The organism is Mesorhizobium sp. M7A.F.Ca.CA.004.06.1.1 (assembly GCF_003999135.1).
In the GTDB taxonomy this organism is placed as follows: Bacteria; Pseudomonadota; Alphaproteobacteria; order Rhizobiales; family Rhizobiaceae; genus Mesorhizobium.
Genome location: NZ_RZPQ01000010.1, coordinates 1 through 25021, shown reverse-complemented (window position 1 = coordinate 25021; position 25021 = coordinate 1). Strand labels below are relative to the sequence as shown.

Genomic DNA, 25021 nt, shown 5'->3' with positions numbered 1-25021 from the left:
CCGCCGTTGGTGACGTCGACTTTCCCGGCGAAGCCGCCTGACCCAGCCGCGCCGCCGACGCCGACAGCCACGAGACCCGCGCCACCGAGAGCGAAGCCGCCATTGCCGCCGCCGCCGCCCACCGACTGGGCGAGGATGCCGATGGAATCGGTGCCGCGCGTCGTGACCTTGGCGTTTGCGATGTTATAGGTGACCTCGTCTCCGTTGCCGGCCGCGCTGCCGCTGCCGCCCACCGAAACAGACACGATGCCGCCAAGCGCAAAGGCGCCACCGCCATTGCCGCCGCCGTGCCCGTTGCCGCCGGCTCCGGCGAGCGCCGGAGACGCCAGAAGCGCCAATGCGGCAAGCGCCGCGAACAGAGTTTTCCGGTTTGTCATGGTAATCTCCTCGGGAATCGTCACCTGGCCCGACCGCTAGTGACCGTCCTATGAGAAATCGCTAATTGTACAGAGTAAACTTTAGACAAATGCTGTCTCAATACGCGATCTGCCGATCAGCCCGAAGCATAACCATCTGATATTAAACACGAATCAGCGCTCTTGAACGGCGATGGCACTGAAGTCCCATGCCGGCAGGACTATAGTCCTGCCGGAATCCAGCGGCATGGGTGAAAGTCGTGACGTGGTATATCGGAAAGGCTTTGAAACAGGGCAATTGATAAAGAAAGCACAAGTCTCAGCCGATACTTTCACCGCCGTCGATTACCAGCGCCTGGCCGGTCATGAAGGATGAGCGGTCGGAGACGAGGAACAGGATCGCTTCCGCGATCTCATCGGCGCTGGCCCAGCGTCCCATCGGAATCTTGGTGCGGACATAGGTTTCGATCGCCTCGCGTCCGCCCATCTGGGCGATGAACGGTTCGTTGAACGGCGTGTCGACCCAGCCCGGGCAGAGCGCGTTGACGCGGACATTGTGCCGGGCATAGTCGAGCGACATCTGCCGCGTCATTGCCACTACCGCGTGTTTGGAAGTGGCGTAAGCGATCATCTCGCGGTCGTAGAACACGCCCGAATTGGAGGCGGTATTGAGGATGACACCACCGCCTCGTGCGACCATCGACGGCATGACCATCCTGGCCGCCAGGAACTGCGCCCGCACATTGACCCGCCATGACGCGTCCATGCCGCCGACCTCGACCTCGGTCAGCGTTCCGCCGACCTGGATGCCGGCGTGATTGTGCAGGATGTCGATGCGCCTGTGCCTCTCGATCGTGCCGGCAATGAGCTTTTCCAGCGCCCCATCGTCCGCGACGTCAGTGGCGATCGCCTCGGCCTGCCCGCCCACTGCCCTTATGTCCGAAGCCGTTGCTTCGCCGGCGGCCTGATCCCTGTCGGCGATGACGACCACCGCGCCTTCCCTGCCCATGATCATGGCGCCGGCGCGCCCGATGCCGGAGCCGGCGCCGGTCACGACGGCGATGCGGTCTTTGAGGATCATGATGCGACTTTCAGTTCGACGGCTTGCGCTGGCGCAATTGCCATTGGGCAAGCACCACAAGCAGCACGGAAGCGACGAGCACGATCGTCGCGATGGCGTTGATCTCCGGCGTCACGCCGCGCCGGATCGACGCGAAGACATAGATCGGCAGCGTCGTCTGCGCCCCGGCGACGAAGAAGGCCACAATGAAATCGTCGAAGGAGAAGGTGAAGGCGAGCAGGAAACCGGCAACGACGGCCGGCATGATCTGCGGCAGCACGATCGAGCGGAACGTCGTCAATGGCGTGGCGTAGAGATCGCTCGACGCCTCGACCAGATTGCGGTCGAGGCTGCCGAGACGCGTGCCGACGATCATCGTCACCAGCGCCATGGAGAACAGGCCGTGCGCCGCGATGATCGAGCCGTAGCCGAGCGCCAGGCGCGGCGGCTGGTCGTCGGGCCAGATCGAGGCGAGGAACGGATTGACGACCGTGAACAGCTGGACGAGCGCGACCAGTGTCGAAATGCCGATGACGACGCCCGGAACGACGATCGCGGCGCCCAGAAGCGCATCGAAGACCGCGCGTGTTCTGATGCCGACGCGCGCCAGGCCGAGTGCCGCCGCAGTGCCGCACAACGCCGCCAGCAAGGCGCTGGTGGTGGCGATGAACAGGCTGTTCTTCAGCGCTTCGACCAGGAACGGGTTCGCCAGCGCCTTGCCGTACCATTGCACCGAAAAGCCGGTGAACTCGCTGGCATGGTGGCCGGCGTTGAAGGAGAACAGCACGACCAGTGCGATCGGCAGATAGAGGAAGGCGAACACCACAATGACGAAGGCGCGCATCAGATCAAATCCACCCGGCGGGCGCCCGAAACCCGGGTCGAAATGCGATTGGCGGCAATCAGCACCACCACCGAAACCAGCACCAGCGTGATCGCGATGGCCGAACCGAACGGCCAGTTGCGCGATTGCAGGAACAGGTCGACCAGCGCATTGCCGATAAAGAACACCTTGCCGCCGCCAAGCAGCGTCGGGATCAGATATTCGCCCAGCAGCAGGATCATGACCAGCGAGAAGCCGGTCATCACGCCCGGCAGCGACAGTTTCAGGGTCACGCCGAGGAAGGTCGAGAGCGGCGTCGCGCCGAGATCGGCGGAGGCTTCCAGCAGCCGGCGGTCGAGCCGCTCAAGGCTGACATAGATCGGCAGGATCATCAGCGGCAGGTAGCCATAGACGATGCCGAGCAGCACCGCGCCCGGCGTGTTGATCAGCCTGATATCCTCGAAACCGATATAGGACAGCAGAGCCGGGATGCCGCGCCCGCCCAGGATATACATCCAGGCATAGGTCCGCATCAAAAGGCTGGTCCAGAACGGAATGACGACTAGCGCCAGCAGGATCAGCCGCCAGCGCTGCGGTGCGCGCAGAGCAAGATAATAAGCAACGGGATAAGCGACGAGCAGACAGGCGAGCGCCCCTATCGGCGCCAGCACCATCGTGTTCCAGAAGGCAGCCGCCCGCGCCGGAAGATTGGCATATTGCGCGAAGGTGAAAGCCGCTTGATAGCCGCCTTCCGGCGCCCGTTCGCCGACGCTGAACACCGCGATGGCAATGAATGGCAGCACCAGAAACACCACCAGCCACGCGGTCGCCGGACCGAGCAGCATGGCGGTCGTGAGGTTGTGACGAAATCTATTGCCGCGCATTGAAAACCGCCCCGATACCGGCGGACATATGCCCGCCGGTCAATTGTCCGCGCCAGACCGCCCCTCAGGCCGACTTGAAGCGCGCCATCAGCTCTGCGCGGCCGGGATCTGTCAGCGTTGCCGCCGCGCCGAATTCCAGCGGCGTCAACAGGTCGGCCGCCGGATAGAGGATCGGATTGTCGAGCACTTCCTTGGGCAGCAGCTTGTTGACCCGCGCATCGGTCGACGGCGCACCATTGGCCAGATGCTCCTTCACCGCCACCTGCGGGTTCATCAGGTAGTTGAGCAGGGCGTAGCCGGCCGGCTTGTTCGGCGCATCTTTCGGAATGGCGTAGAAATCGGTCCAGATCTCGCCGCCTTCCTTGCCCAGCACATAGGCGATCTCGGGAATGTCGCGATGCAACTGCGCGCCATCGTTCGTCCAGCACATCGTCATCCAGGCGTCGCCGGCGCGCATGCCCGGCTGGTAGTCGGAGGAGACCGCGAACAGATGCGGCTTGACCTTGAGCAGCAGTTCCTCCGCCTTGGCGAGCTCGTCTTGCTTCAACGAGTTGAACGAATAGCCGTAATATTTCAGCGCATTGCCGATCGTGGTCAGCTGGTAGTCGTGCACCATGGTGCGGCTGTCGCCTTCGGCCATGGCGGTATCCCAGAACTCCTTCCAGGTGGTCATCGGCTTGGTCAGCTTCTTCGTGTTGACGGCAAAGCCGGTGGTGCCCCAGTTCTTCGGCACCGCATAGGTCACCGCATCGATCGTGCCTTCCCCAGTGAAGCGGGGATCTTGCTGCGAGCCGTCGAAATTCGGCAGCTTCGCCATCTCCAGCGGCTCGATGATGCCGAGTTTCTTGTAGGTGGAAATCGTGTAGTTGGTCGGCACGAACAGGCTCCAGCCCGAGGCTCCGGCCTGCAGCTTGGCCAGCATCTCCTCATTGGAGCCGAACACATTGACCTCGACGGCGACGCCGGTGTCCTTCTTGAAGTTCTCGAAGGTCGCCGGATCATGATAGTTCGGCCAGGTGGCGATCGACATGCGGTCGCCAAGGCTTTCCGCGGCGAAGGCCGGTGTCGGCATGATGCCGATCTCGCGCGCCATCACCGCCGTGGCAATGCCAAGGCCGGTAAGGCCGAGGAAGTCGCGGCGGCCGATCGAGCCGCGCTTGAGGCGCATCAACTGGTCGACGAATTTCTCGGAACTTATCGGCAGTCCGTCACGATATGATTTCGACATGTTTATCTACCCTCTGGTTGGCCCCGTTGTTCTTGGTCTCCGCAAACGCCAGCGGCGTTCCGGAGGCAAAGCCGATGGCGACGGGTTCACCCGGCTTGAAGAGATTGCCGTGGCCGATCAGGTGATCGGCCTTGGCCAGCAGCGTTCCGATGCCCTGGACCTCGATCGCGTATTCCGCTGTCGAGCCGAGGAAAATTCGGTTGCGGACGATGCCCTTGAAAGGGCCGCCCGTCTGAGCGCCAAGGCTGAGCGATTCAGGACGAAGGCTGACCGAAACGGCCTCACCTTGCTGCAGGGCGGTGCGCTTGCGCGCTGCAATGACGGTGCCGTCGGCAAGCGCCACCTCCACCAGATCGCCCGAATGTCCGGCGACGGTACCGCTCAAGAGGTTGGTCTTGCCGACGAAATCGGCGACGAACAAATCGGCCGGTTCGTCATAGATCTCGCTCGGCTGCCCGAGCTGGACGATGCGGCCGCCGTTCATGACGCAGACGAAATCGCTCATCGACAGCGCTTCCTCCTGGTCGTGCGTGACCAGCACGAAGGTGATGCCGATCTCGCGCTGCAGGTTCTGCAGCTCGATCTGCATGTCGGTGCGCAGCTTCTTGTCGAGCGCAGCCAGCGGCTCGTCGAGCAAGAGCACCGCCGGCTTGTTGACCAGGGCTCGTGCCAGCGCCACACGCTGCTGCTGGCCGCCCGACAGTTCGTGGATCTTGCGGCGGCCATAGCCGGCGAGCCGCACCATTTCGAGCGCCTCGCCCGCTCTTGAGGCGATCTCGCGCGAAGACAGCCTTGGCCGCGCCTGGCGCAGCCCGTAGGCGACATTGTCCTCGACATCGAGATGCGGAAACAGCGCGTATTGCTGGAACACCATGTTGACCGGCCGCCGGTAGGGCGGCGTGCCGGCCATGTCCTGGCCGCGAATGAACACCCGGCCTTCGCTCGGCTGCTCGAAGCCGCCGATCATGCGCAGGCAGGTGGTCTTGCCGCAGCCGGACGGCCCGAGCAACGCGACAAAGGCGGAGGGCGGGACAGCGAGATCGATGCCGCTGACCGCGGTCACCGCGCCATAGCGCTTGGTGACGCCGCGAAACTCGATGTCCGGCACTGCGGTCAAGGCTGATGGCTCCAGCAACAGGGCAATATCGGGACGCTACCAGAGCCAATGGCGGCTAGTATATACCTCTCAGGTGGTATATCTGATCTATTTTCTCGTTTAAGGGGGTATAGATTGTCCCGCAGCGACGAATACAGCCAGCTCGCCACGCTCGTCGCGGCGACGCGGGAGACCAGTGGCGACCTGTTCGGCAATGCGCTGGTCGATTGGCTGCGGCTCCATGTCAGCTTCGACCACTGCGTGGTGTTCGGCTATCGCGGCGCGGCGCGCCCGCCGCTGCTGTTCGAAACCTTCTCGCCGGCCGAAAGCCACGTCTTCGTCGCGCTCTACCAGGAGGGACCCTATCTGCTCGACCCGTTCCATCACGCGGCGGTCGAGCGCAAGGAAGGGTTCTGGCGCATGCGCGAACTGGCGCCGGACCGCTTCTATGCCAGCGAGTATTTCCGCTCCTACTACAGCCAGACCAGGCTGGCCGAGGAGGTCGGCTTCTTCGTGCCGTTACCGGGCAAGGATGCGCTGGTGCTCTCACTGATGCGGCTGCGCGCTTCAGGCCCGTTCGGCACCGCCGATGCCAGATTGCTGCGCGACATGGCGCCGGCGGTGATCAGCTTCGCCAGGCTGCGCTGGCCCGCCCTTCCGGCCGACGAACCGGCAGAGGCGCAGCAGGACGAGACAACCACTCCGGTCAACGAGTTCGACCGCGCCCACATCTGGCAGAGCCTGTCGCTGACGCCGCGCGAAAAACATGTCGTCGACCTTGTGCTGCAGGGGCATTCGACGGAATCGATCGCCAGGGCCATGCGCATCGTGCCGGGAACCGTGAAGGTCCATCGCCGCAACATCTACCGCAAGCTCAAGATCAAGTCGCAGGCTGGCCTGTTCGCACGTTTCGTCGAGATCATCGACGCGCGGATAAGGTAGCTACTTCGCCCCCGCCGCTTACCTGGGCAATCGCTTCGGATTTCGAATTCGCGTCACTTTTTTGCGAACGCCGGCGCTGCCCCTCACCTGCCTGCCGGCATCCTCTCCCCGTATAGGGACGGGGAGAGGGGCGCAGTAATTACCGGTTTCGCCAATGTCCAACGTTGCAAGACAGGCGACGAGGTTATCGCGAGCCCCTTCTCCCCGTCACTATACGGGGAGTCGAGGCGTGGTCCGCGCAGCGGACGAAAAGCCAACTGCTTGGCTTTTCGAACAACGAACGCCCGGCAGGGCGATGAGGGGCAGCGCAGACCTCGACAATTGGGTGGATTGCCCATGACGATTGATCAGGCTATCGCGTCGCCGTTCCACGACCCGGTCTCGACCATCCGCTTCAGCAGGGGCGCCGGCTTGAACACGTCCTTGCCTGTCCGTTGATGCCAGTACTCGAGCCGCTCGATGATCCTGGCCGGGCCTTCGAGGCCAGCCCAGAACATCGGCCCGCCCTTGCCGATGGGAAAGCCGTAGCCATTGACCCAGACGACATCGATGTCGGACGCACGGGCCGCTATGCCTTCCTCAAGGATCTTGGCGCCCTCGTTGACCAGGGGGTAAAGCGTGCGCTCGATGATTTCCTCCGCACTGATCGCGCGCGGCACGATGCCCTTCTCCGCGGCCTTGTCGCGGATCAGCGCTTCAACCTCGGGATCCGGCACTGGTGTACGCGCGCCAGCCTCGTAAAGGTAAAAACCCCGGCCGGTCTTCTGGCCGAAACGCCCCTGTTCGCACAGCGTGTCGGCGATCACGGCCGACAGGCCACGCGCCTTGCGGTTGCGCCAGCCAATGTCGAGACCGGCGAGATCGCCCATCTGGAAAGGCCCCATCGGCCAGCCGAAATCGGTGAAGACCTGGTCGATCTGGCTGGGCGTCGCGCCTTCCAGAAGAAGCGCTTCCGATTCCGAGCCGCGCGCGGCCAGCATGCGGTTGCCGACGAAGCCGTGGCAGACGCCGACGACAACGGCCACCTTGCCGATCCGCCGCGCCAGGTCGACGACGGTCGCCAGCGCATCGGGCGCGGTCTTGTCGGCGCGCACGATCTCCAGGAGCTTCATGACATTGGCCGGCGAGAAGAAATGCAGGCCGAGCACGTCCTGCGGCCGCGAGGTCGAGGCGGCGATTTCGTTGATGTCGAGATAGGAGGTGTTGGTGGCGAGGATCGCGCCCGGTTTGGCCACCGCTTCGAGCTTGCCGAACACCTCCTTCTTGACCGCCATGTCCTCGAACACCGCCTCTACGATCAGGTCGCAATCGGCGAGATCGGCATAATCGGTGGAGCCCTTGAACTGGGCGAGCCGCTCGCGCTTGGCGACTTCGCTTAGCGAACCGCGCGTGACGGACACCGAGTAGTTTCTGTCGATCGTCGCCAAGCCGCGCTGCAATGCCTCATGGCTGGTTTCCAGCAAAGTCACGGGATAGCCGCCATTGGCGAAGGCCATGGCGATGCCGCCGCCCATCGTGCCGGCGCCGATGACGCCGACGCGGGCAATCCTGCGTTTGACGATGTCTTTTCCCGAAACCTTTGCCGCCTCACGTTCGGCGAAGAACAAATGCCGCTGCGCCCGCGACTGGTCGCTGCCGACCAGTTTCACGAACAACGCACGTTCCGCCGCCAGCGCCGCATCGAAGGGCAGCGTGACGGCATTGCGCACCGACTGCGCGCAGGCGATCGGCGCCTCGAGCCCGCGCGCTTTCCTGGCAAGATCCGCAGCCTCGGCGTCGAAAGCCGCCAGGTCGGTCTCCTTGAGTCCCTGATTGCGATCACGCACCGGCGTGAAGGGGCCACCCTTGCGGGCGATTTCCCCAGCGAAGTTCACGGCATGCGTGGCCAGATCGCCATCGAAGACAGCGTCGACGAGGCCGGCTTCATGCGCCTCGGTCGCGCCGATCGGCGTACCGGAGACGATCATCCTGAGCGCCTTCGTCGCGCCGACAAGGCGCGGCAGCCGTACCGTGCCGCCACCGCCCGGCAACAGGCCGAGCTTGACTTCCGGCAGGCCGAGCTTGGCGCCGACGTCGGCGATACGGAAATGGCAGCCGAGCGCCAGCTCCAGCCCGCCGCCGAGGGCGGTGCCGTGGATGGCGGCTAGCGTTGGCTTGGCGATGGTTTCCAGCGTCGCCACGATGGCGCGCAGCTCCGGCTGCTGCATCGGCTTGCCGAATTCGGTGATGTCGGCGCCAGCGACAAAGGTCCGGCCGGCGCATGCAATGACGATGGCGGCAACCGAAGCATCGTCGCGCAACTCAACCAGCGCCTGCATCAGCGGCTCGCGGACATGGAAGCTCAGCGCGTTGACCGGCGGGTTGTCGATGGTGACGACGGCGACATCGCCGTGGCGGCTGACCTTCACGAAATCGGACACGCAAACCTCCCAGCGCTATTCAGCGGCCGTGGCCGCGCGAACGGGATTTACAGCGCTATGACGCCGATTGGAACCGGATGTCGGCCTGGCACAATGATTACAGGCCTGGGACGACGAAGGCGGAGCCTACCGCGGCGCCTTCTGCCCGCCCGCCGCCGTGATCACCCCGACAATGATCAGCCCCGTGAGCAGCAATCGCACCCCGGCACTCACCCCAAACGTGTTGAGCATGGTCAAAAGCAGCACCAGGAACAGCGCCGCGCCCCAGACCCCGGGCACATTGGCCTTGCCGCCGGCGACCGACGTGCCGCCGATGACGACGACCGCGATCGAGGCCAGCAGATACTCATTGCCGATATCGACATTGGCGCCACGGAAATAGCCGGCGAGCAGCGCGCCGTCGATGCCGCCGAGCGCACCAGACAGCGTGTAGGTGAGGAAACGGATGCGGCCGACATTGACGCCGGCGAGCCAGGCGGCGCGGATATTCTGGCCGATCGCCAGCACCGAGCGGCCATAGATCATGCGCTGCAGGGCGATGGCCGCACCGATGGTGAACAGCACGGTGAGGATGGCCAGCACCGGAATGCCGAGTATCTGCCGGTTGGCGAAATCGGCGAAGCCCGGCGGCGGCTTGATCTGCAAGCCGCGTCCGTAGCTGATGTCGATCGACTGGATGATGAAGCTGGCCGACAGCGTGGCGATGATCGGCGGGATGCGCAGCGCCCAGATCAGCAGATAGTTGGCGGCGCCGATCGCCGCCCCGCAGGCAAGCGCCGCCAGCAGCCCGACCACGATCATGGAATCATTGCCGTCCATCACTTTCATCGCGACGGCGCTGGCAAGGCCGATATTGGCCGGCAGCGACAGGTCGACATTGCCCGGGCCGAGTGTGATGACGAACATCTGGCCGACGCCGACAATGACGGTGAACACCGCCAGCGACAGGGCCGCCGTCACCATGCCGCCGGCGCCATAACCGCCGGTGAAGGCGATCGTCGCCAGCCACACCAGAAGCGCGCCAATGAACGACCAGATCCAGGGTTTGGCGAGCAGCGATTTCACCGATGTCATCGCTCACCTCTCCTTGCGGCTGATCAGCACCCGCGCCGCCAGCACGATGATGAGGATGGCGCCGTTGGCGGCAACCTGCCAATCGGGTGGAATGTGCATGAAGGTGAGCAGCGGCGAGGCCGCCAGCGCCAGCGTCAGCGCGCCGATCACAGCACCTATCGGCGACACCCGGCCGCCGACGAATTCGCCGCCGCCGAGGATGACGCCGGCGATCGCCAGCAGCGTGTAGCCATTGCCGATATTGGCGTCGGCCGAGGTGGTGATGCCGATCAGCGCCATGCCGGACAGCACGCCGAACAGACCGGCCAGCGCAAACAGCACGATCTTGGTCTTGAGCAGCGACCAGCCGGCGCGGCCGAGTGCCGCCGGATTGCCGCCGGAGCCGCGCAGGATCACGCCATAGGAAGTGCGCATCAGGCCGAAATGAACGATGAGGCCGATCAGCAGCGCGGCGATGATCGGGAACGGAATGAAGGGCGGCTTGAACGCCATCAGCCCGAGCAGCCAGTCCGGCGCCTTGCCGCCCGGTTTGGGCAAGACGAGAATGGCAAGCCCCTGCCAGACGAAACTCATGCCGAGCGTCACCACGATCGAAGGCAAATTGCGCAGATGGATCAGCGCGCCGAGCAGCGCATAGACGCCTATCGACCCGAGCAGGATCATCACGCCGATGAGCGGCGCGTCCTTCAGCCAGGTCGCCGTGACACAGCCGACGAAGCCGACGAAAGTACCGATCGACAGGTCGAGCTCGTTTCCGGCGATAACGAACATCTGCGCGATGGTCGCCAGCGCGATCGGGATCGCCAAATTGAGCATCAGGCTGAACCCGAAATAGCTGATGGCGCGCGGGTTGAGCCAGGCGATGGCGAGCAGCACCAGCGCCAGCGACAGCGCCGGCAGCAGCCCGCGCAACAGACGGGCACGGGCCAGTGCGCCTCGCTCGGCGGACGTCCTGGCGGCGGTGTCGAGGCTGGCGGCCGTCATCTCAGGCCGCATCGCCGAATGAGGACTGGATGATCTTCTCTTCGGTCAACTCGTCGCGGCGCAGATTGGCGACGATGCGGCCGTTCTTGAAGACATAGATGTGATCGCAATTGTCGAGCTCTTCGGTTTCCGTGGTGTACCAGAGGAAGGTGCGGCCTCGGGCAGCCTCTTCGCGCACGAGGTCATAGACCTCCAGCTTAGTGCCGATATCGACGCCGCGCATCGGGTCGTCCATCAGCACGATCTGCGCGTCCGAGCCGAGCGCGCGGGCAAACAGCGCCTTCTGCTGGTTGCCGCCCGACAGCGAGAAAATGTTGTTGTTCATATCGGGCGTGCGGATGCCGATCTTCTTCTGCCAGAATGCGGCGAGCTCGGCCTCGCGCTGCGGCGAGATCAGCAGCCCGCTGCGCAACCGCGCCAGCGAGCGGATGCCGATGTTCTCAGCGATCGACCATTGCGGAAAAATGCCGTCCGACTGGCGGTCGCCGGCGACCAGCGCCACCGGTGCGGTCACCTCGATACCGGCCCGGGCGCGCGATGCAGCAGTGAAGATCGCCAGCAGCAGATCGGTCTGGCCGTGTCCCGCCAGACCGGCAAGGCCGATGATCTCGCCGGCGCAGGCGACGAGGTCGGTGCCGTCCTTCTGCGCGGCGGGCCGCGCCCGGACCCGTAGCGGACTGGCGGCGGGCTTGGCAGCCGCGATTTGCGCCGCGATCTTCTGGCGCGCCTCCGCTCCGCCCATCGCCGTCACCAGCCGGTCGCGGTCGAAGGCACTGGCGGCGTCGGCGACAACCACCTTGCCGTCGCGCATCACCACGATGCGATCGGCGTTGCGCAGCACCTCACCCAGCACATGCGAGATCAGGATGCAGCTTTTGCCGCCGGCGACGAAGCGGCGCACGAAGGCCAGCAGCTGGCCCGCCGTATGCGCATCGAGCGACGATGTCGGCTCGTCGAGGATGACGAGGTCGAGCCGATCCTGAGTGACGGTGAAGGCGCGCGCCACTTCCACCATCTGGCGCCGGCCGATCGACAGATCGCCGACAATATCGGACGCCGAAATGCTGTGGCCCGGAAAGATCTCGTCGAGCTTGGCGGCGATCAGATCCGCCGCCTTGCGCCGCCAGCCGAAGCCGCGCAGCGACGCGTGGTTGATGCGCGTGTTCTCGGCGACGCTGAGGTTGGGGCACAGCGACAGTTCCTGGAAGACGCAGCGTATGCCGAGCTGCTGCGCCCGCGACACCGAGTAGTTGTCCTCGGTGTCGCCATGCACGCCGATCTTGCCACTGTCGGGCACCAGCGTGCCAGCCACCATGTGCATCAGCGTCGATTTGCCGGCGCCATTGTGGCCGACGAGACCAACGCACTCGCCGGGGCCGACATGGAAATCGACGCCGCCCAGCGCGCGAACGGCGCCGAAATGCTTTTCGGCGCCGTTCAGTCTGATGATGTCAGCGTTCCCTTCAGGCATGCTCAACGATATCCGCTCGATGATCCGGAGGGCAACGCTTGTTCAAGGCTCACTTGATGTTGGCTTTGATGGCCGCGATCGCGTCTTCCTGCGTGTATTCGTGGCTGGCGACGCCGCCCTTGGGGATCTTCGGCAGCTCGGCCTCGAAATCGTCCTGTGTGAAGGCCAGATACGGCACCAGCAGATCGTGCGGAATGTCGGTGCGGCCGTCGAGCACCTGCTGCGCCACCCAGAAGGCGAGCGACGACACGCCGGGCGCGATCGAAGCCGACCAGGTCTGGTAGCCGTCCTTGTCCTTCTGCTCCTTCCACCACTGCAGCTCGTCCTGGCGGTTGCCCATGATGATGGTCGGGCGCGGCTTGCCGGCGGCGGCGAAGGCCTGGGCCGCGCCGTAACCGTCACCGCCCTGGTCGACGACGCCGACGATGTCGGGCAGCGACGGCAGGATGGTTGCCACCGCCTTCTGCGCTGTCGTCTGGTCCCAGTCGCCGGTCACCGAACCGACGATCTTGAACTCGGGATGGGCGGCGACACCTTCGAGGATGCCGGCATGGATGGCATCGTCGATCGAGGTCCCGGCAAGGCCACGGATTTCCAGCAGATTGCCGCCCTTGGGCTGGAACTTGGCCATCTGCTCGATTTCCTGCTTGCCCATGTCCTTGAAGTCTACGACGACACGGTAGGCGCAAGGTTCGGTCACGGTGCCGTCGAAGGAGACGACGACGATGCCGGCATCGCAGGCCTGTTTGATGGCGCCGTTGAGCGCATCCGGCGAGGCCGCGTTGATGACGATCGCGTCATAGCCCTGCAGGATCAGGTTCTGCACCTGCGCCGCCTGTGTCGGCACCTCCTTGTCGGCGGTGGTGAAGATGTCGGCCGCGCCGACGATCTTGTCGGCGACCGCCTTCTTGGTGACAATGCCATAGCTGTCGAGCATCGCCTGCCGCCAGGAATTGCCGGCATAATTGTTGGAAAAAGCGATCTTCTTGCCACTGGTGTCGGCCAGCGCCGTGCCCGAGGCGAGCATTGCCGCCAGAGCGCCCAGAACGAACAGTTTCTTCATGTCGTTATCCTCCCAGATGTGTTGACTGCTGCATTCCCACCGGCTTTGACCCCGGCCTCACTCCCAACTCTGATTTGAGCACGGATTGTCGCGAGCTCAAAACAGTCTCAATCCCGGCACGCGCACCCTGAGCCGGTACAGCGACGTCGACGCGGTGATGTAGAGGCTTTGCAGATCGTCGTCACCGAAGGTGAAATTCGCGCAATCCTCGGGCGTCCGGATGACGCCAAGAATGGCGCCCGAGGCGTCGAAAATGTGGATGCCGCCGGGTCCGGTGCAGTAAAGATTGCCGCGGCTGTCGATCTTCATGCCGTCGGGCGCCCCCGGCCCCTCGCCCTCGGTCACTGCCCACACCGCGCCGCCATCGAGGTCGCCATTGGCTTCGACGCCGAACACCCTGATATGCCCGCGTTCGGTGTCGTTGATGAACAGCCGCGACTCGTCCAGCGAAAAGCACAGCCCGTTCGGCTGCCCGAAATCGTCAGCCAGCAATGTCAGCCGGGCGCCATCGCCATCGATGCGATAGACGCCCTGGAACGGCAGGTCCTGTGGCCGTGGCACGCCATAGAATTCCCTCCGGCCATAGCCCGGATCGGTGAAATAGATCGATCCGCCGGTGGCAACGACGATGTCGTTCGGGCTGTTGAGCTGCTTGCCCTGATGGTGCGTGGCAAGCACCGTCGCGCTGCCGTTGGGTTCGGCGCGGGTCACCCGGCTCGTTGCGTGCTCGCAGGTGACCAGCCGCCCCTGGCGGTCCAGCGTGTTGCCATTGGCCTTGTGGCTCGGCGCGCGGAACAGCTCGATCTCGCCTTCGGCACTGCGGCGATAGATCCGGCTTTCCGGAATGTCGGAGAAGACCAGCCATTTCTCGTAGGGGTGCCAGACCGGCCCTTCGAGGAAGCCGAAGCCGCTCGCCAGGGTCTCAATGGTCGCATCGCCGACGACGTCGTCGAAGCCGGAATGGCGCGCACGCGCCGACACCGACATCATCGGCTCCCGGCGCGAACAGCCGTGCTACTCCGCATGGTGACAAATGGCATGAGCGCTTCCCGATATAGGCTTCTTGTTGGGGCAGAGCGTAGGCGCGGTACCGACGAGCCGATACGGGTCAAAGCGCACGGCCGACTGTGCGTTTGCACAGTCGGCCGTGCCTATCGAGCACGGGATAGCGACGACGTCAGATCAGGGCCGGCGACCACTCCGCAAAAGCGCGGTCAAGGTTGCGCTCGCGCACGCCACAGCCACGAGCACGACCACGCCTGCAGCGTTGGACTCCTGTTGTGTTCGAGCCGAGTCGTGCTGCGCGGGTAAAGGGCTGTGAACCAAGGTTTTCAGATCGGACCGGCTGCCGTGCCGAACGGAATAGGCGCGCGTGAACTCGGCACCGAGGAGGAAAATTTCCGACGAGTAGTAAACCCAGAGCAGTATGACGAGCAGGCCGCCGGCGGCGCCATACGAAGACGCAACCGCGCTGGTGCCGATATACCAGCCGATAAGCGATTTCCCCAGTGTGAACAGGGCCGCGGTCCCGATAGCGCCAATTGCCACATCGCGCCATTCCAGGGTTCGATCGGGTAGAACCTTGTAGATGGCGGCAAACATCACCGAGATAAGTGCAAACGAAACGACGCCATTGATCCCGCTGAGTATGATCGTTCCGAACGGCAGATAGGCGTTGATGAAATCGCCCAGTGCCGAAATCGCAGTGCTTGCGATGAGAGAGACCAGCAACAGGAACCCGAGTGCGGCCACCAACCCCAGACTGGCGGCCCGCGCCCGCACCAGACGCGACAGGGAATTGCCTTGCGGTTCGATCTTCCAGATCGTGTTCAACGATTGCTGCATTTCGCCGAAGACACCAGACGCGGCCACCAGCAAGGTGACCAGCCCTATGATCGCGGCCCAGGTGCCGTACAGACTGTCGGATGCACTTTCCAGCGCAGTCTTCAGGAGATCGGCGCTTTCCGGTCCCATCAGCCCTGATATCTGCGCGGACAAGGCCAATTGTGCGGCATCGTGGCCGAAGACGAGACCAGCAATCGCAACCACGATCAGCAAGATCGGCGCCAGCGAGGTGGTGGCATAGAAAGCCATCGCAGCACCATGGCTAAGCGCATTGTCGTTGATGAAGCCGACTATGCTTTCACGCACCAGATGCCATGAATCTGTGATTGAGGGTCGCACTTCGGGTCCGCAGGCATTGAGTTGGCGTTCACTAGCAATGCGCCTGACCTTCCGAAGTTCCGGGGCGTGGCCGCCGCTGTTCAGTGCTCCGCCAGCCAGGCATCGAGCCGGTCCTGTTCGCGGCGCAGTGCGTCGATGTTGATCAGGCCACGCGCCATGGCGAGATAGATCGCCCGCGTCCGCGAGTTGAACACGGAAGCATCGCCGGCGCCGTCGTCCGCCGGCACGATGCCGAGCTTGTCATAGACATGCTTGATGCGGCTCTGCGCACCACGGATCGACAGGCCGCGCCGCGCCGCGATCGCCCGGTCGGTCAGGCCGAGCGCGATGTCGATCAGGCTCTCATATTCGCCGTCGGTGATGCCCTCGAACTTGTCCTGCACGCGGTGCTGGATGCCGCGGATCTCGCGGTCGATGATGCAGTGGCCTTCGCGGAAAACCCCGCGCAGCGCGGACCGCATGCCCTCCTCCGTCGCCGATTTGAGCACATAGCCGTAGACCGAACCGGGCGGCACGATGCGTGCCACGCCGCGCACATAGGCTTCGTCGGCGAAATTCGACCAGAACAGGATGTGCGTGCCGGCGCGGCGGTTCCAGATCGCCTTGGCAACTTCGATTCCCGTCGCCTTCGGCATCTGCAAATCGAGCACGACATGCAGTGGCTCGCGTTGGGCCGCCAGGTTGATGGCGTCCTCGCCGTCGCTCGCCTCGATCACCTCGACGTCGCCGGGCCACAGCTGCTCCACCGTCCGCCGCGCGAAGCTACGGTGCAGCCCGTCATTCTCGGCGATCATCACAAGCATCACATGGCCTCCGATACGGCGAACTCGCCAGGCACCGCTGCCGCCGCCAATTCTCGCGACGGCTGGCGGTCGATCTCGACGACGACACGGGTGCCGCCGTTCTTGCGGCCGGCCTGGCCGATGCGCAGCCGCGCCCCAATAAGGGCTGCCCGCGTGTGCATATGGCCGATGCCGCCATACGCAGCCGGGTCGACGGTGCCGCAGCCCTGGCCGTCATCCGTCACGATCACCCGCAGCACGCTTGCGGTCGACGCCAGCAGCACGTCGATGCGGTGCGGCGCGGCATGGCGAACGGCATTGTTGATCGCTTCCTGCACGATCCGGTAGAGCGCGGTCCGCACTGGCTCCGGCAAACTGTCGGCGCCGCCGTCGCTGGTGTCGGCGATGCGCACGGCGATCGGCGGCTTGGCCTTGCTGACACTGCGGTTGAGATGCGCTTCGACCGCATCGCGCAGGCCGAACAGTTCGAGCACGCTCGGCCGCATGGCGTCGACGATGTGGCGCAGTTCCGTCAGACAGCCGGCGACCTCCTGCTCGAGGTCGGCAAGCTGCGCGGCCCGCGCCACGCCCTGGCCGCGCAAGGCCGAAAGCTGGCGCGCGATGCGGGCGAGATCGGCAAGCGTCTGGTCGTGCAGGTCCATGGCCATGCGGCGGCGTTCGCGCTCCATGCCCTCGGTCAATTGCGAGGCGCCTACGCGCAGCAGTTCGACGCGGTTGCGCGCCTCGCTCTCGGCCAGCATGGCGCGGCGCGCCTCCTCGGTCTGGATCAGCGCGAAGATATAGGGCGCGATCAGATCGGCGCATTGCTGGGCGACCGCGACATCGGCAAGCGTGTAGCAGCCGATTTCGTGCCGACTGATGTTGAGCGCGCCGATGACGCTACCGCGCGCCCTGAGCGGCACGATGATGCGGCTGCGCAGCTTGGCCGCGAAAATCGGCTCGTCGAAAGCGCCGGCAAAATGAAAACGGTCGTCGACAAGCGCGTTGTCCGACAACAGGTAAGGCGTCTTGCCCCACAACACGAAGCGAATCGGACTGCCTTCCACCGGATGCTGGGCGAGCTCGCTCCAACTGGTGTGGAAACCGGCTTCGTAGCAGGCATGCATGCGCCCATCGTGAGACAGCACAGCCAGATCGATATGGTCGTGCGGGATGAGCGTGCCGATCTCGATGGCGGTCGCGCGGAACGCCGTGCCGGGATCGATATGGCCGGCAAGCGCCCGCGATATCGCCAGCAGCCGGTCGATCAGGACCAGGGACACTTCCGCCATTGCTTTCACGATCCTCCCGTGCCGCGAAATAGTGGACGCATGCCGCCGCCGCTGTCAACGACGGCGCCGTTGACTATAGGAATTTTTTCTTGACTCGGTGACCTCAGCTATGGTACATTTTTGTCCATGGTGCTGATTTGCGCCAGTGACCCGCCGCACAGGCGGGTTGTTCGCTTGATGCTCCGTCAGCCAATGGCGGGCGAAGGCTCCGAAGAAACCCGTCAGCCCGAGTTCGTTGCCCTGCCGTTGGACCGGCCGATCAACTTGCGGTGCAATGATTGTAAAGGGTTCGCGTCCTGGTCTAGGGAGGAGGCCAGGAGAGCGAAACAGAATGCCAGTGACGCAAAACGTTGCTCCGGGCGCCCCGGGGATCCCGGCGCGCTGGACATCAAGCGCCAAGAGTGGCGTCGGAACGTCGCTTTCGCCGGCCGGCCGGATCTGGTTTACGATCAGCCACGGCATCCTCAACGAAGTCTACTATCCGCGCGTCGACAGCGCCTGCACCCGCGACCTCGGCTTGATCGTCACCGGTCCCGGCGGCTATTTTTCGGAAGAGAAACGCGATGCCGGGCATACGATCGAACCGTTCGAGGACGGCGTGCCCGCCTACAGGCTGGTCAATACGGCGAATGACGGCGCTTGGCGGATCGAAAAGCGTATCCTCGCCGACCCGGAGCGCCCGGCGCTGCTGCAGGAAATCACCTTCACGGCGCTGAAAGGGGTGCCCGGTGACTACCGCGTCTACGCGCTTCTGGCGCCGCATCTGGTCAATGCCGGCATGGGCAACACCGCCTGGGTCGGCGAGCACGAGGGAAAGCCCATGCTGTTCGCCTCGGGGCGCGGCTCTTGCCTGGCGCTGGCCTCGTCGCTGCCCTGGCGAACCGGTTCGGCCGGCTATGTCGGCTTTTCCGACGGTTGGCAGCAACTCCACAATACAGGTGAGCTCGACGCTGCATACCAGCGGGCCGAGGACGGCAATGTTGCGCTGACGGGCGAGATCGGCTTTTCCGCGACCAGGACCAAGGCTTTGCTGGCGCTGGGATTTGGCGCGACGCCTGAGGAGGCCGCGGAACATGCTTTCGCCAGCCTGAAGCAGGGTTTTGAACCCGCGGCGAACTCCTATCTTCAGAACTGGCGCAATTGGCAAAAGGGCTTGCTGCCGCTGGACGACCGGCACGCGGTGCCCGGGATCAACTTCTATCGCACCAGCACCGCGGTACTGGCGACGCACCGGTCGATCGCGACACCAGGCGCCGCGGTCGCCAGCCTGTCGATCCCGTGGGGCTTCAACAAGGGTGACGACGACCTCGGCGGCTACCATCTGGTCTGGCCGCGCGATCTGGTCGAGACGGCGGGCGGCTTTCTTGCTGCCGGCGATGCTGCCTCGGCCCTGCAAATCCTCGATTACCTCAGCTCCATCCAGCAGCCGGACGGCCATTGGCCGCAGAACGCCTGGCTCGACGGATCGGCCTATTGGCCCGGCATCCAGATGGACGAATGCGCCTTTCCGCTGCTGCTGGCCGACGCTTTGCGCCGCGCCGGCCATTTGCCCCGCGCCAGGCTCATGACCTTCCTGCCGATGATCGAGCGCGCCGCCGGCTATGTCGTGCGCAACGGGCCCGTCACCGGCGAGGACCGCTGGGAAGAGGATGCCGGCTACAGCCCGTTCACGCTCGCCGTCGAAATCGCCGCACTGCTTGCCGCGGCAGACCTGCTCGACGCCTGCGGCAAGACAGACGCCGCGACGTATCTGCGCGAGACATCAGACGTCTGGAACGACCAGGTCGAGCGCTGGACCTACGTCACCGGCACGGCGATCTGCAGTCAAGTCGGCGTCGAAGGCTACTATGTCCGCATAGCACCACCCGACAGCGCCGAGGCCGGTTCGCCGAAGGACGGCTATGTCCCGATCAAGAACCGGCCGCCTGGCGACACCGACCGGCCGCCCGAGGAAATCGTCAGCCCGGATGCACTGGCACTTGTCCGCTTCGGTCTGCGGGCGGCTGACGATCCGCGCATGACAGACACGGTCAAGGTCATCGACGCGCAATTGCGCTGCGATCTGCCGCAAGGGCCGCTCTGGTACCGCTACAATGGTGACGGCTATGGCGAGCACGAAGACGGCGCGCCTTTCGATGGCACCGGCCAGGGTCGCCCCTGGCCGCTGCTGGCCGGCGAACGCGCCCACTATGAGCTGGCGGCTGGGCGCAGGGAAAAGGCAGCCAGCCTGCTGGCAGCGCTGGAAGGCTCGGCCGGACCGGGCGGCCTGTTGCCGGAGCAGGTCTGGGACGGCGCCGATCTGCCGGAACGCGAACTGCTGCACGGCCGACCCTCGGGCAGCGCCATGCCGCTGGTCTGGGCGCATTCGGAGCATATCAAGCTGCTGCGCTCGCTGCGCGACGGCGCGGTCTTCGACATGCCGCCGCAAGGCGTCAAGCGCTATATCGAGGACAAGACCGTATCCTCGTTCAGGACCTGGCGGTTCAACAACAAGATCCGCACCATGCCGGAGGGCAAGACGTTGCGCGTCGAATTGTTGGACCCGGCTACAGTTCACTGGAGCACCGACAACTGGGCGACCGCCCATGACAGCCAGACGGTGGAGAACGCCTTCGGCATCCATCTTGCCGATCTGCCCGCGGCAAGCCTCCCCGAGGGAAGCACGCTGCTCTTCACTTTTTTCTGGCCCGGGACCGGCGATTGGGAGAATGTCGACTTCTCCGTCATATCGGGCGACCAAGATGGCCAGTAGATCACAGCCAGTAGACCTTCCCTCGATAACCCCGCAAATCTCGTAGAAAACAGGGACGAAACCATGCAGATCGGAATGATGGGACTGGGCCGGATGGGCGCCAACATGGTCCGGCGCCTGATGCGCGACGGCCACGAATGCGTCGTCTACGACATCAACCCGGCCAGCGTCGCCGCCCTGGTGACCGACGGCGCGTCAGGGGCGGCCTCGCTGGAAGAATTCGTCGGCAAGCTGGCCAAGCCGCGCTGCGTGTGGCTGATGCTGCCGGCGGCGATCACCGGCAGGATCATCGATCAGGTGGCGGCCCTGATGGAGCCCGGCGACATCGTTATCGACGGCGGCAATTCCTACTACCACGACGCCGTCGACCAGGCCGCGAAACTGGCCGGCAAGGGTATCCATCTTGTCGATGTCGGCACCAGCGGCGGCGTCTGGGGCCTGGAGCGTGGCTACTGCCTGATGATCGGCGGCCCCGACGTGGCGGTGCAGCACCTCGATTCGATCTTCGCCACGCTGGCACCGGGCGCCGACGTCGGCGCCAATCCGCCTGGGGATGCCGGCACCGCGCCCTTTGGCTATCTGCATTGCGGACCGAGCGGTGCCGGCCACTTCGTCAAGATGGTGCACAACGGCATCGAATATGGCGTCATGGCCGCCTATGCCGAAGGCATGAACATCCTGAAGTCGGCCAATGCCGGCAAGCGGCAACGGACGGCGGACGCCGAGACCAGTCCGCTGGAAAACCCGCAATACTACCAGTTCGACATCGACCTTCCGCAGGTGGCCGAGGTCTGGCGGCATGGCAGCGTTATCGGCTCCTGGCTGCTCGACTTGACGGCCGGCGCCTTGAAAAGCGATCCGGGCCTGGTGAATTTCGGCGGCCGCGTTTCGGATTCCGGCGAAGGGCGCTGGACGCTGAAGGCGGCGATCGACACCGGCGTGCCGGCTCCGGTGCTGTCCTCGGCGCTGTTCGACCGCTTCTCCTCGCAGGGCGAATCCGAATTCGCCGACAAGCTGCTCTCCGCCATGCGCTATGCCTTTGGCGGCCATGTCGAGAAGCCGAAGGCCGGCAAGTGACGACACGGGGGGAGACACGCGCATGAGCCAGGAACGGTCCGACACGCTGGTGCTCTTCGGGGCAACCGGCGATCTCGCCCACAAGAAGATATTTCCAGCCCTTTACCAGATGGTCGCCAAGGGCACGCTCACCGAACCGGTGATCGGCGTCGCCTTCGATGCCTGGGACCTCAAGCAATTGCAGGCGCGCGCGCGTGACGGCATCGTCAATGCGCTCGGCAAGATCGACGAGAAAGCGTTCGCCAAATTCGCCTCGCTGCTGCGCTACGTCAGCGGCGACTACCGTGACGGAGCGACGTTCGAGAAACTGAAAAACGCCCTCGGCACCGCGCAGCGGCCGCTGCATTACATGGCGGTGCCGCCGACCATGTTCGAGACCGTCGTCCAGGGGCTGGAGCAATCAGGCACGGCGCATGGCGCGCGGCTGATGGTGGAAAAGCCCTTCGGTCACGATCTGCAATCGGCGCGCTGGCTGAACCGGGTCCTGCATCTGGTGTTCGACGAACAGTCGATCTTCCGCATCGACCATTACCTGGGCAAGGAAGCGATCCAGAACCTGCTCTATTTCCGCTTCGCCAATTCGCTGCTCGAGCCGATCTGGAACCGCAACTACGTCGAGAGCGTGCAGATCACCATGGCCGAGGATTTCGGCGTCGAGGGACGTGGCCGCTTCTATGACGATGTCGGCTGCATCAGGGACGTCATCGAGAACCATCTGCTCAACATCCTTTTGCTGCTTGCCATGGAGCCGCCTGTCGGCCGTTCCGCCGACGACCTGATCGATGAGAAGGTGCAGGTGCTGCGCGCGATCAGGACGCTGACAAAAGACGATGTCGTGCGTGGCCAGTTCACCGGCTATCTCGCCGAGCCCGGCGTGGCGCCGAACTCGCCCGTCGAGACCTTCGCGGCGGTGCGTTTCTTCGTCGACACCTGGCGCTGGCAGGACGTGCCGTTCTTCATCCGCGCCGGCAAGAACATGCCGGTGCATGTCACCGAAGTGGTGGTGCGGCTGAAGCGGCCGCCGCTCGATGTCTTCGATCCGATCAAGCCCGCCGACCAGAACTACGTCCGCTTCCGCATCGACCCACAGGTGGTGATCGCCATCGGAGCACAGCGCAAGGCGCCGGGCGACGACATGATCGGCGAGCAGGTCGAACTGACGGCGCTCGACGATTCAAAGGGCGACATGCCGCCCTATGAGCGCTTGATCGGCGACGCCATGAACGGCAACGGGCAGTTGTTCACCCGCCAGGACGCCAGCGAACTGGCCTGGCGCATCGTCGGCCCGGTGCTTGGCGACACCACGCCGCCGCATCTCTACGAGCCGCTCACATGGGGACCGGCGGACGTCATGGCCGGGTTCGGGCCGCCCAATGGCTGGATCGATCCGGTGAAGTGAGAGGACCACACGATGGCCAAGGCGGTGAAGCAACCTGCATCGGGCACCGAGAAGCCGGACACTGAAAAGATCGTGCTCACGATCGGCATCGGCGGCTCGCACGTCAAGATCCTCACCAGCGCCGGCGGCGAGGAGCGCCGCGCCGATTCGGGGCCGGGCCTGACGCCGCAGCAGATGATCGACGTGGTCAACAAGCTCGCCGAAGGCCTGTCCTACGACGTCGTCTCGATGGGCTATCCCGGCCCGGTCAATCACAACAGGCCGCTCGCCGACCCCGCCAATCTCGGCAAGGGCTGGGCTGGATTCGACTTTGCGGGCGCGTTCGGCAAACCGGTGAAAGTGGTCAATGATGCGCTGATGCAAGCCATCGGCAGCTACGAGGGCGGGCGCATGCTGTTCCTCGGGCTCGGCACCGGTCTCGGTGCGGCGATGATCGCCGACAACGTCGCCCAACCGATGGAACTCGCGCATTTGCCCTACAAGAAGGGCAGGAGTTTCGAGGATTATGTCGGCGAACGCGGCCTGGAAAAGCGCGGCAAGAAGAAATGGCGCAAATACGTCTTCGACGTCGTCGACCGGCTCCGTGCCGCCATGCAGCCGGACTATGTCGTGATTGGCGGCGGCAACGTCGACAAGCTCGATGAATTGCCCGCCGACTCCAGGCGCGGCGACAACACACGCGCCTTCGAAGGCGGGTTTCGTTTGTGGCGCGACAAAGCGCTGATAGTCTGATACTGTTATTGTTTAATATAGTTGTTCAAAATAACGTGTGACCTGACATCAAGTCGTTGCAATACGCAGATTTGCCGACTAGGAATTCCGCGCTACACCAACGCCATTCGTCCCGTGGACGCACGAAGGACGCCATAGCATTTTGATTTCGCGCATGATCCTTTCCGGAAGTCGAATCCGATTTTCAGGTCATTCGCTGTAGACGGAGAAATAGAGTGACCGACGATAGCAACAGTGCCCGTAAAGACATCGATCTGCTCGAGCTGACCGCTCACATCGTGTCCGCTTACGTCGAGAAGAACCGCTTGCCCGCCTCCGGCCTGGCCGACCTCATCGCCAGCGTCAGCGCCTCGATAAACGCGCTCGGCAAGCCTGCGGTCCCGGTGGCTGCCCCCTTGGTCCCGGCGGTCAACCCCAAGAAGTCGGTGACACCCGATTTCATCATCTGCCTCGAAGACGGCAAGAAGTTCAAATCGCTGAAGCGTCACCTGGGCGTGCATTTCGGCCTGACACCGGACGCCTATCGCGCCAAATGGGGCTTGCCGTCGGACTATCCGATGGTCGCTCCCAACTACGCGGCCTCGCGTTCGCTGCTGGCGAAATCCATCGGCCTCGGCCGCAAGGCTGCCCCCGTGAAGGCACCCGCCAAGGGCAGGAAGGCCAAGGCCTCGGCCTGAACATTCAGTCCTGAGCCAACAGTTAGGACGACTGGAACAGAAGCCTGCCGGCGAATTCGCCTTGGCAGGCTTCATGTTTTTATGGCTTGGATAGGTGGACGGGTTGCTAGAGCAATTCCAGGAAAATTGTGAAACGGTTTTCCGTCCGGAATTGCCTAAAAACAAGGAGTTAGAGCGGGTCGCCGTTTCCGTGAAACGGTGAACTGCTCTAGGGGAGCGAGCCATGAACTACACCAGGATGGTGATCGAGAAAGAAGCGCCGGAAGAATACGGCTATGACCGTATCCGCTACAATCTTTCGGAAAGTTCGATCGCCGACCAGAAGCTCTCCGACATCGGCCTGTCGCTGCCTGATCTCACGCTTTTCTATGGCGAGCATCGCGGCGACAAGCAGTTGCGTGCACTGATCTCGGCGCAGGATGCCGGCATTTCGCCGGATGATGTCCTGGTCACTGCCGGTGCCGCGGGCGCGCTGTTCATCATCTCGACCTCGCTCTTGTCGGCCAATGACCATCTCGTCGTCATCAGGCCCAACTACGCCACCAACATCGAAACCCCAAGGGCGATCGGCTGCGCCATCAGCTTTGTCGACCTGGCCTTCGAGGAAGGCTTCGCCATTGATGTCGAACGCGTCAAGGCGGCGCTGCGGCCGGACACGAAGCTGATCAGCGTCACCTGCCCGCACAACCCGACCGGCACGATGATGAGCCGAACCGAGCTCGATG

At 64.1% G+C, this 25021-nt stretch carries 21 protein-coding genes and 1 pseudogene; 7 read left to right on the top strand and 15 right to left on the bottom strand.

What is annotated here, in order from left to right; translation table 11 throughout:
* From EN906_RS01935 to EN906_RS01910, 6 genes and pseudogenes are all read right to left on the bottom strand, one after another.
* Positions 1-377: pseudogene (locus EN906_RS01935) on the bottom strand (hypothetical protein); the annotation flags it as partial.
* A 298-nt stretch (positions 378-675) separates the two neighbouring features.
* The gene (locus EN906_RS01930) at positions 676-1437 is read right to left on the bottom strand and encodes a glucose 1-dehydrogenase (RefSeq protein ID WP_127266976.1); all 762 of its coding nucleotides are present in this window, start codon (positions 1435-1437) and stop codon (positions 676-678) included.
* Between the two features lie 10 nt (positions 1438-1447).
* On the bottom strand, positions 1448-2260 hold the full coding sequence (locus EN906_RS01925) for an ABC transporter permease (RefSeq protein ID WP_127266977.1): 813 nt from the start codon (positions 2258-2260) through the stop codon (positions 1448-1450).
* On the bottom strand, positions 2260-3123 hold the full coding sequence (locus tag EN906_RS01920) for an ABC transporter permease (RefSeq protein ID WP_127266978.1): 864 nt from the start codon (positions 3121-3123) through the stop codon (positions 2260-2262). Before EN906_RS01920 ends, EN906_RS01925 begins: the two co-directional genes overlap by 1 nt.
* A 64-nt stretch (positions 3124-3187) precedes the next feature.
* The gene (locus tag EN906_RS01915; RefSeq protein WP_127266979.1) at positions 3188-4351 is read right to left on the bottom strand and encodes a spermidine/putrescine ABC transporter substrate-binding protein; all 1164 of its coding nucleotides are present in this window, start codon (positions 4349-4351) and stop codon (positions 3188-3190) included.
* Positions 4332-5468 (bottom strand): ABC transporter ATP-binding protein, encoded by a 1137-nt coding sequence (locus tag EN906_RS01910; protein ID WP_127270017.1) that lies wholly within the window; start codon positions 5466-5468, stop codon positions 4332-4334. Before EN906_RS01910 ends, EN906_RS01915 begins: the two co-directional genes overlap by 20 nt.
* 114 nt (positions 5469-5582) lie before the next feature.
* Here EN906_RS01910 and EN906_RS01905 point away from each other — a divergent pair, with 114 nt between their 5' ends.
* Positions 5583-6389, top strand: coding sequence for a LuxR C-terminal-related transcriptional regulator (locus EN906_RS01905; protein WP_127270019.1), 807 nt, complete (start codon positions 5583-5585; stop codon positions 6387-6389).
* A 347-nt stretch (positions 6390-6736) separates the two neighbouring features.
* Here EN906_RS01905 and EN906_RS01900 read toward each other — a convergent pair whose 3' ends face one another.
* The 9 genes from EN906_RS01900 to EN906_RS01860 all read right to left on the bottom strand — a co-directional run bounded on the left by EN906_RS01900 (position 6737) and on the right by EN906_RS01860 (position 17659).
* Positions 6737-8809 (bottom strand): 3-hydroxyacyl-CoA dehydrogenase NAD-binding domain-containing protein, encoded by a 2073-nt coding sequence (locus EN906_RS01900; protein WP_127270021.1) that lies wholly within the window; start codon positions 8807-8809, stop codon positions 6737-6739.
* A 126-nt stretch (positions 8810-8935) separates the two neighbouring features.
* Entirely contained in the window at positions 8936-9883 is a 948-nt protein-coding gene (locus tag EN906_RS01895; protein ID WP_127270023.1) for an ABC transporter permease, read from the bottom strand.
* A 3-nt stretch (positions 9884-9886) separates the two neighbouring features.
* The gene (locus EN906_RS01890) at positions 9887-10867 is read right to left on the bottom strand and encodes an ABC transporter permease (protein ID WP_164748786.1); all 981 of its coding nucleotides are present in this window, start codon (positions 10865-10867) and stop codon (positions 9887-9889) included.
* Position 10868: 1 nt separating this feature from the next.
* Positions 10869-12338, bottom strand: coding sequence for a sugar ABC transporter ATP-binding protein (locus EN906_RS01885; RefSeq protein WP_127270027.1), 1470 nt, complete (start codon positions 12336-12338; stop codon positions 10869-10871).
* 49 nt (positions 12339-12387) lie between these two features.
* Positions 12388-13401, bottom strand: coding sequence for an ABC transporter substrate-binding protein (locus tag EN906_RS01880; RefSeq protein WP_023811211.1), 1014 nt, complete (start codon positions 13399-13401; stop codon positions 12388-12390).
* A 96-nt stretch (positions 13402-13497) separates the two neighbouring features.
* The gene (locus EN906_RS01875; RefSeq protein WP_127267466.1) at positions 13498-14388 is read right to left on the bottom strand and encodes an SMP-30/gluconolactonase/LRE family protein; all 891 of its coding nucleotides are present in this window, start codon (positions 14386-14388) and stop codon (positions 13498-13500) included.
* A 195-nt stretch (positions 14389-14583) separates the two neighbouring features.
* Positions 14584-15552: a YihY/virulence factor BrkB family protein gene (locus tag EN906_RS01870; RefSeq protein WP_245456784.1), complete on the bottom strand. Its 969-nt coding sequence runs from the start codon at positions 15550-15552 to the stop codon at positions 14584-14586.
* Positions 15553-15665: 113 nt separating this feature from the next.
* Positions 15666-16388 (bottom strand): response regulator transcription factor, encoded by a 723-nt coding sequence (locus EN906_RS01865; protein WP_127267464.1) that lies wholly within the window; start codon positions 16386-16388, stop codon positions 15666-15668.
* Positions 16388-17659 carry a histidine kinase gene (locus EN906_RS01860; protein ID WP_127267463.1) on the bottom strand — a complete coding sequence of 424 codons (1272 nt, stop codon included), beginning with the start codon at positions 17657-17659 and terminating at the stop codon, positions 16388-16390. The genes EN906_RS01865 and EN906_RS01860 overlap by 1 nt, the downstream gene beginning before the upstream one ends.
* A gap of 331 nt (positions 17660-17990) precedes the next feature.
* On the opposite strand from EN906_RS01860, the gene EN906_RS01855 reads away from it, so the two are divergent.
* The 6 genes from EN906_RS01855 to EN906_RS01830 all read left to right on the top strand — a co-directional run.
* The gene (locus tag EN906_RS01855) at positions 17991-20411 is read left to right on the top strand and encodes a glucan 1,4-alpha-glucosidase (RefSeq protein WP_127270029.1); all 2421 of its coding nucleotides are present in this window, start codon (positions 17991-17993) and stop codon (positions 20409-20411) included.
* A gap of 63 nt (positions 20412-20474) precedes the next feature.
* Positions 20475-21488, top strand: coding sequence for a phosphogluconate dehydrogenase (NAD(+)-dependent, decarboxylating) (gene gnd / locus EN906_RS01850; RefSeq protein WP_127267461.1), 1014 nt, complete (start codon positions 20475-20477; stop codon positions 21486-21488).
* A gap of 22 nt (positions 21489-21510) precedes the next feature.
* The gene (gene zwf, locus EN906_RS01845; RefSeq protein WP_127267460.1) at positions 21511-22887 is read left to right on the top strand and encodes a glucose-6-phosphate dehydrogenase; all 1377 of its coding nucleotides are present in this window, start codon (positions 21511-21513) and stop codon (positions 22885-22887) included.
* A gap of 12 nt (positions 22888-22899) precedes the next feature.
* Positions 22900-23619 (top strand): ROK family protein, encoded by a 720-nt coding sequence (locus EN906_RS01840; protein WP_127267459.1) that lies wholly within the window; start codon positions 22900-22902, stop codon positions 23617-23619.
* A 215-nt stretch (positions 23620-23834) separates the two neighbouring features.
* Complete coding sequence (locus EN906_RS01835; RefSeq protein ID WP_127270031.1) at positions 23835-24296, top strand: MucR family transcriptional regulator; 462 nt, start codon at positions 23835-23837, stop codon at positions 24294-24296.
* Positions 24297-24519: 223 nt separating this feature from the next.
* A partial coding sequence (locus EN906_RS01830; protein ID WP_127375051.1) for an aminotransferase class I/II-fold pyridoxal phosphate-dependent enzyme occupies positions 24520-25021 on the top strand: 502 nt, incomplete at its 3' end.

Bases quoted from the DNA above. Each gene is read 5' to 3' on its own strand.
- EN906_RS01885 (WP_127270027.1), bottom strand. From the start codon at position 12,338: ATGCCTGAAGGGAACGCTGACATCATCAGACTGAACGGCGCCGAAAAG.
- EN906_RS01895 (WP_127270023.1), bottom strand. From the start codon at position 9,883: ATGACATCGGTGAAATCGCTGCTCGCCAAACCCTGGATCTGGTCGTTC.
- EN906_RS01855 (WP_127270029.1), top strand. From the start codon at position 17,991: ATGCCAGTGACGCAAAACGTTGCTCCGGGCGCCCCGGGGATCCCGGCG.
- EN906_RS01920 (WP_127266978.1), bottom strand. From the start codon at position 3,123: ATGCGCGGCAATAGATTTCGTCACAACCTCACGACCGCCATGCTGCTC.
- EN906_RS01860 (WP_127267463.1), bottom strand. From the start codon at position 17,659: ATGGCGGAAGTGTCCCTGGTCCTGATCGACCGGCTGCTGGCGATATCG.
- EN906_RS01925 (WP_127266977.1), bottom strand. From the start codon at position 2,260: ATGCGCGCCTTCGTCATTGTGGTGTTCGCCTTCCTCTATCTGCCGATC.
- EN906_RS01840 (WP_127267459.1), top strand. From the start codon at position 22,900: ATGGCCAAGGCGGTGAAGCAACCTGCATCGGGCACCGAGAAGCCGGAC.
- EN906_RS01875 (WP_127267466.1), bottom strand. From the start codon at position 14,388: ATGTCGGTGTCGGCGCGTGCGCGCCATTCCGGCTTCGACGACGTCGTC.
- gnd (WP_127267461.1), top strand. From the start codon at position 20,475: ATGCAGATCGGAATGATGGGACTGGGCCGGATGGGCGCCAACATGGTC.
- EN906_RS01880 (WP_023811211.1), bottom strand. From the start codon at position 13,401: ATGAAGAAACTGTTCGTTCTGGGCGCTCTGGCGGCAATGCTCGCCTCG.
- EN906_RS01865 (WP_127267464.1), bottom strand. From the start codon at position 16,388: ATGCTTGTGATGATCGCCGAGAATGACGGGCTGCACCGTAGCTTCGCG.
- zwf (WP_127267460.1), top strand. From the start codon at position 21,511: ATGAGCCAGGAACGGTCCGACACGCTGGTGCTCTTCGGGGCAACCGGC.
- EN906_RS01915 (WP_127266979.1), bottom strand. From the start codon at position 4,351: ATGTCGAAATCATATCGTGACGGACTGCCGATAAGTTCCGAGAAATTC.
- EN906_RS01890 (WP_164748786.1), bottom strand. From the start codon at position 10,867: ATGACGGCCGCCAGCCTCGACACCGCCGCCAGGACGTCCGCCGAGCGA.
- EN906_RS01930 (WP_127266976.1), bottom strand. From the start codon at position 1,437: ATGATCCTCAAAGACCGCATCGCCGTCGTGACCGGCGCCGGCTCCGGC.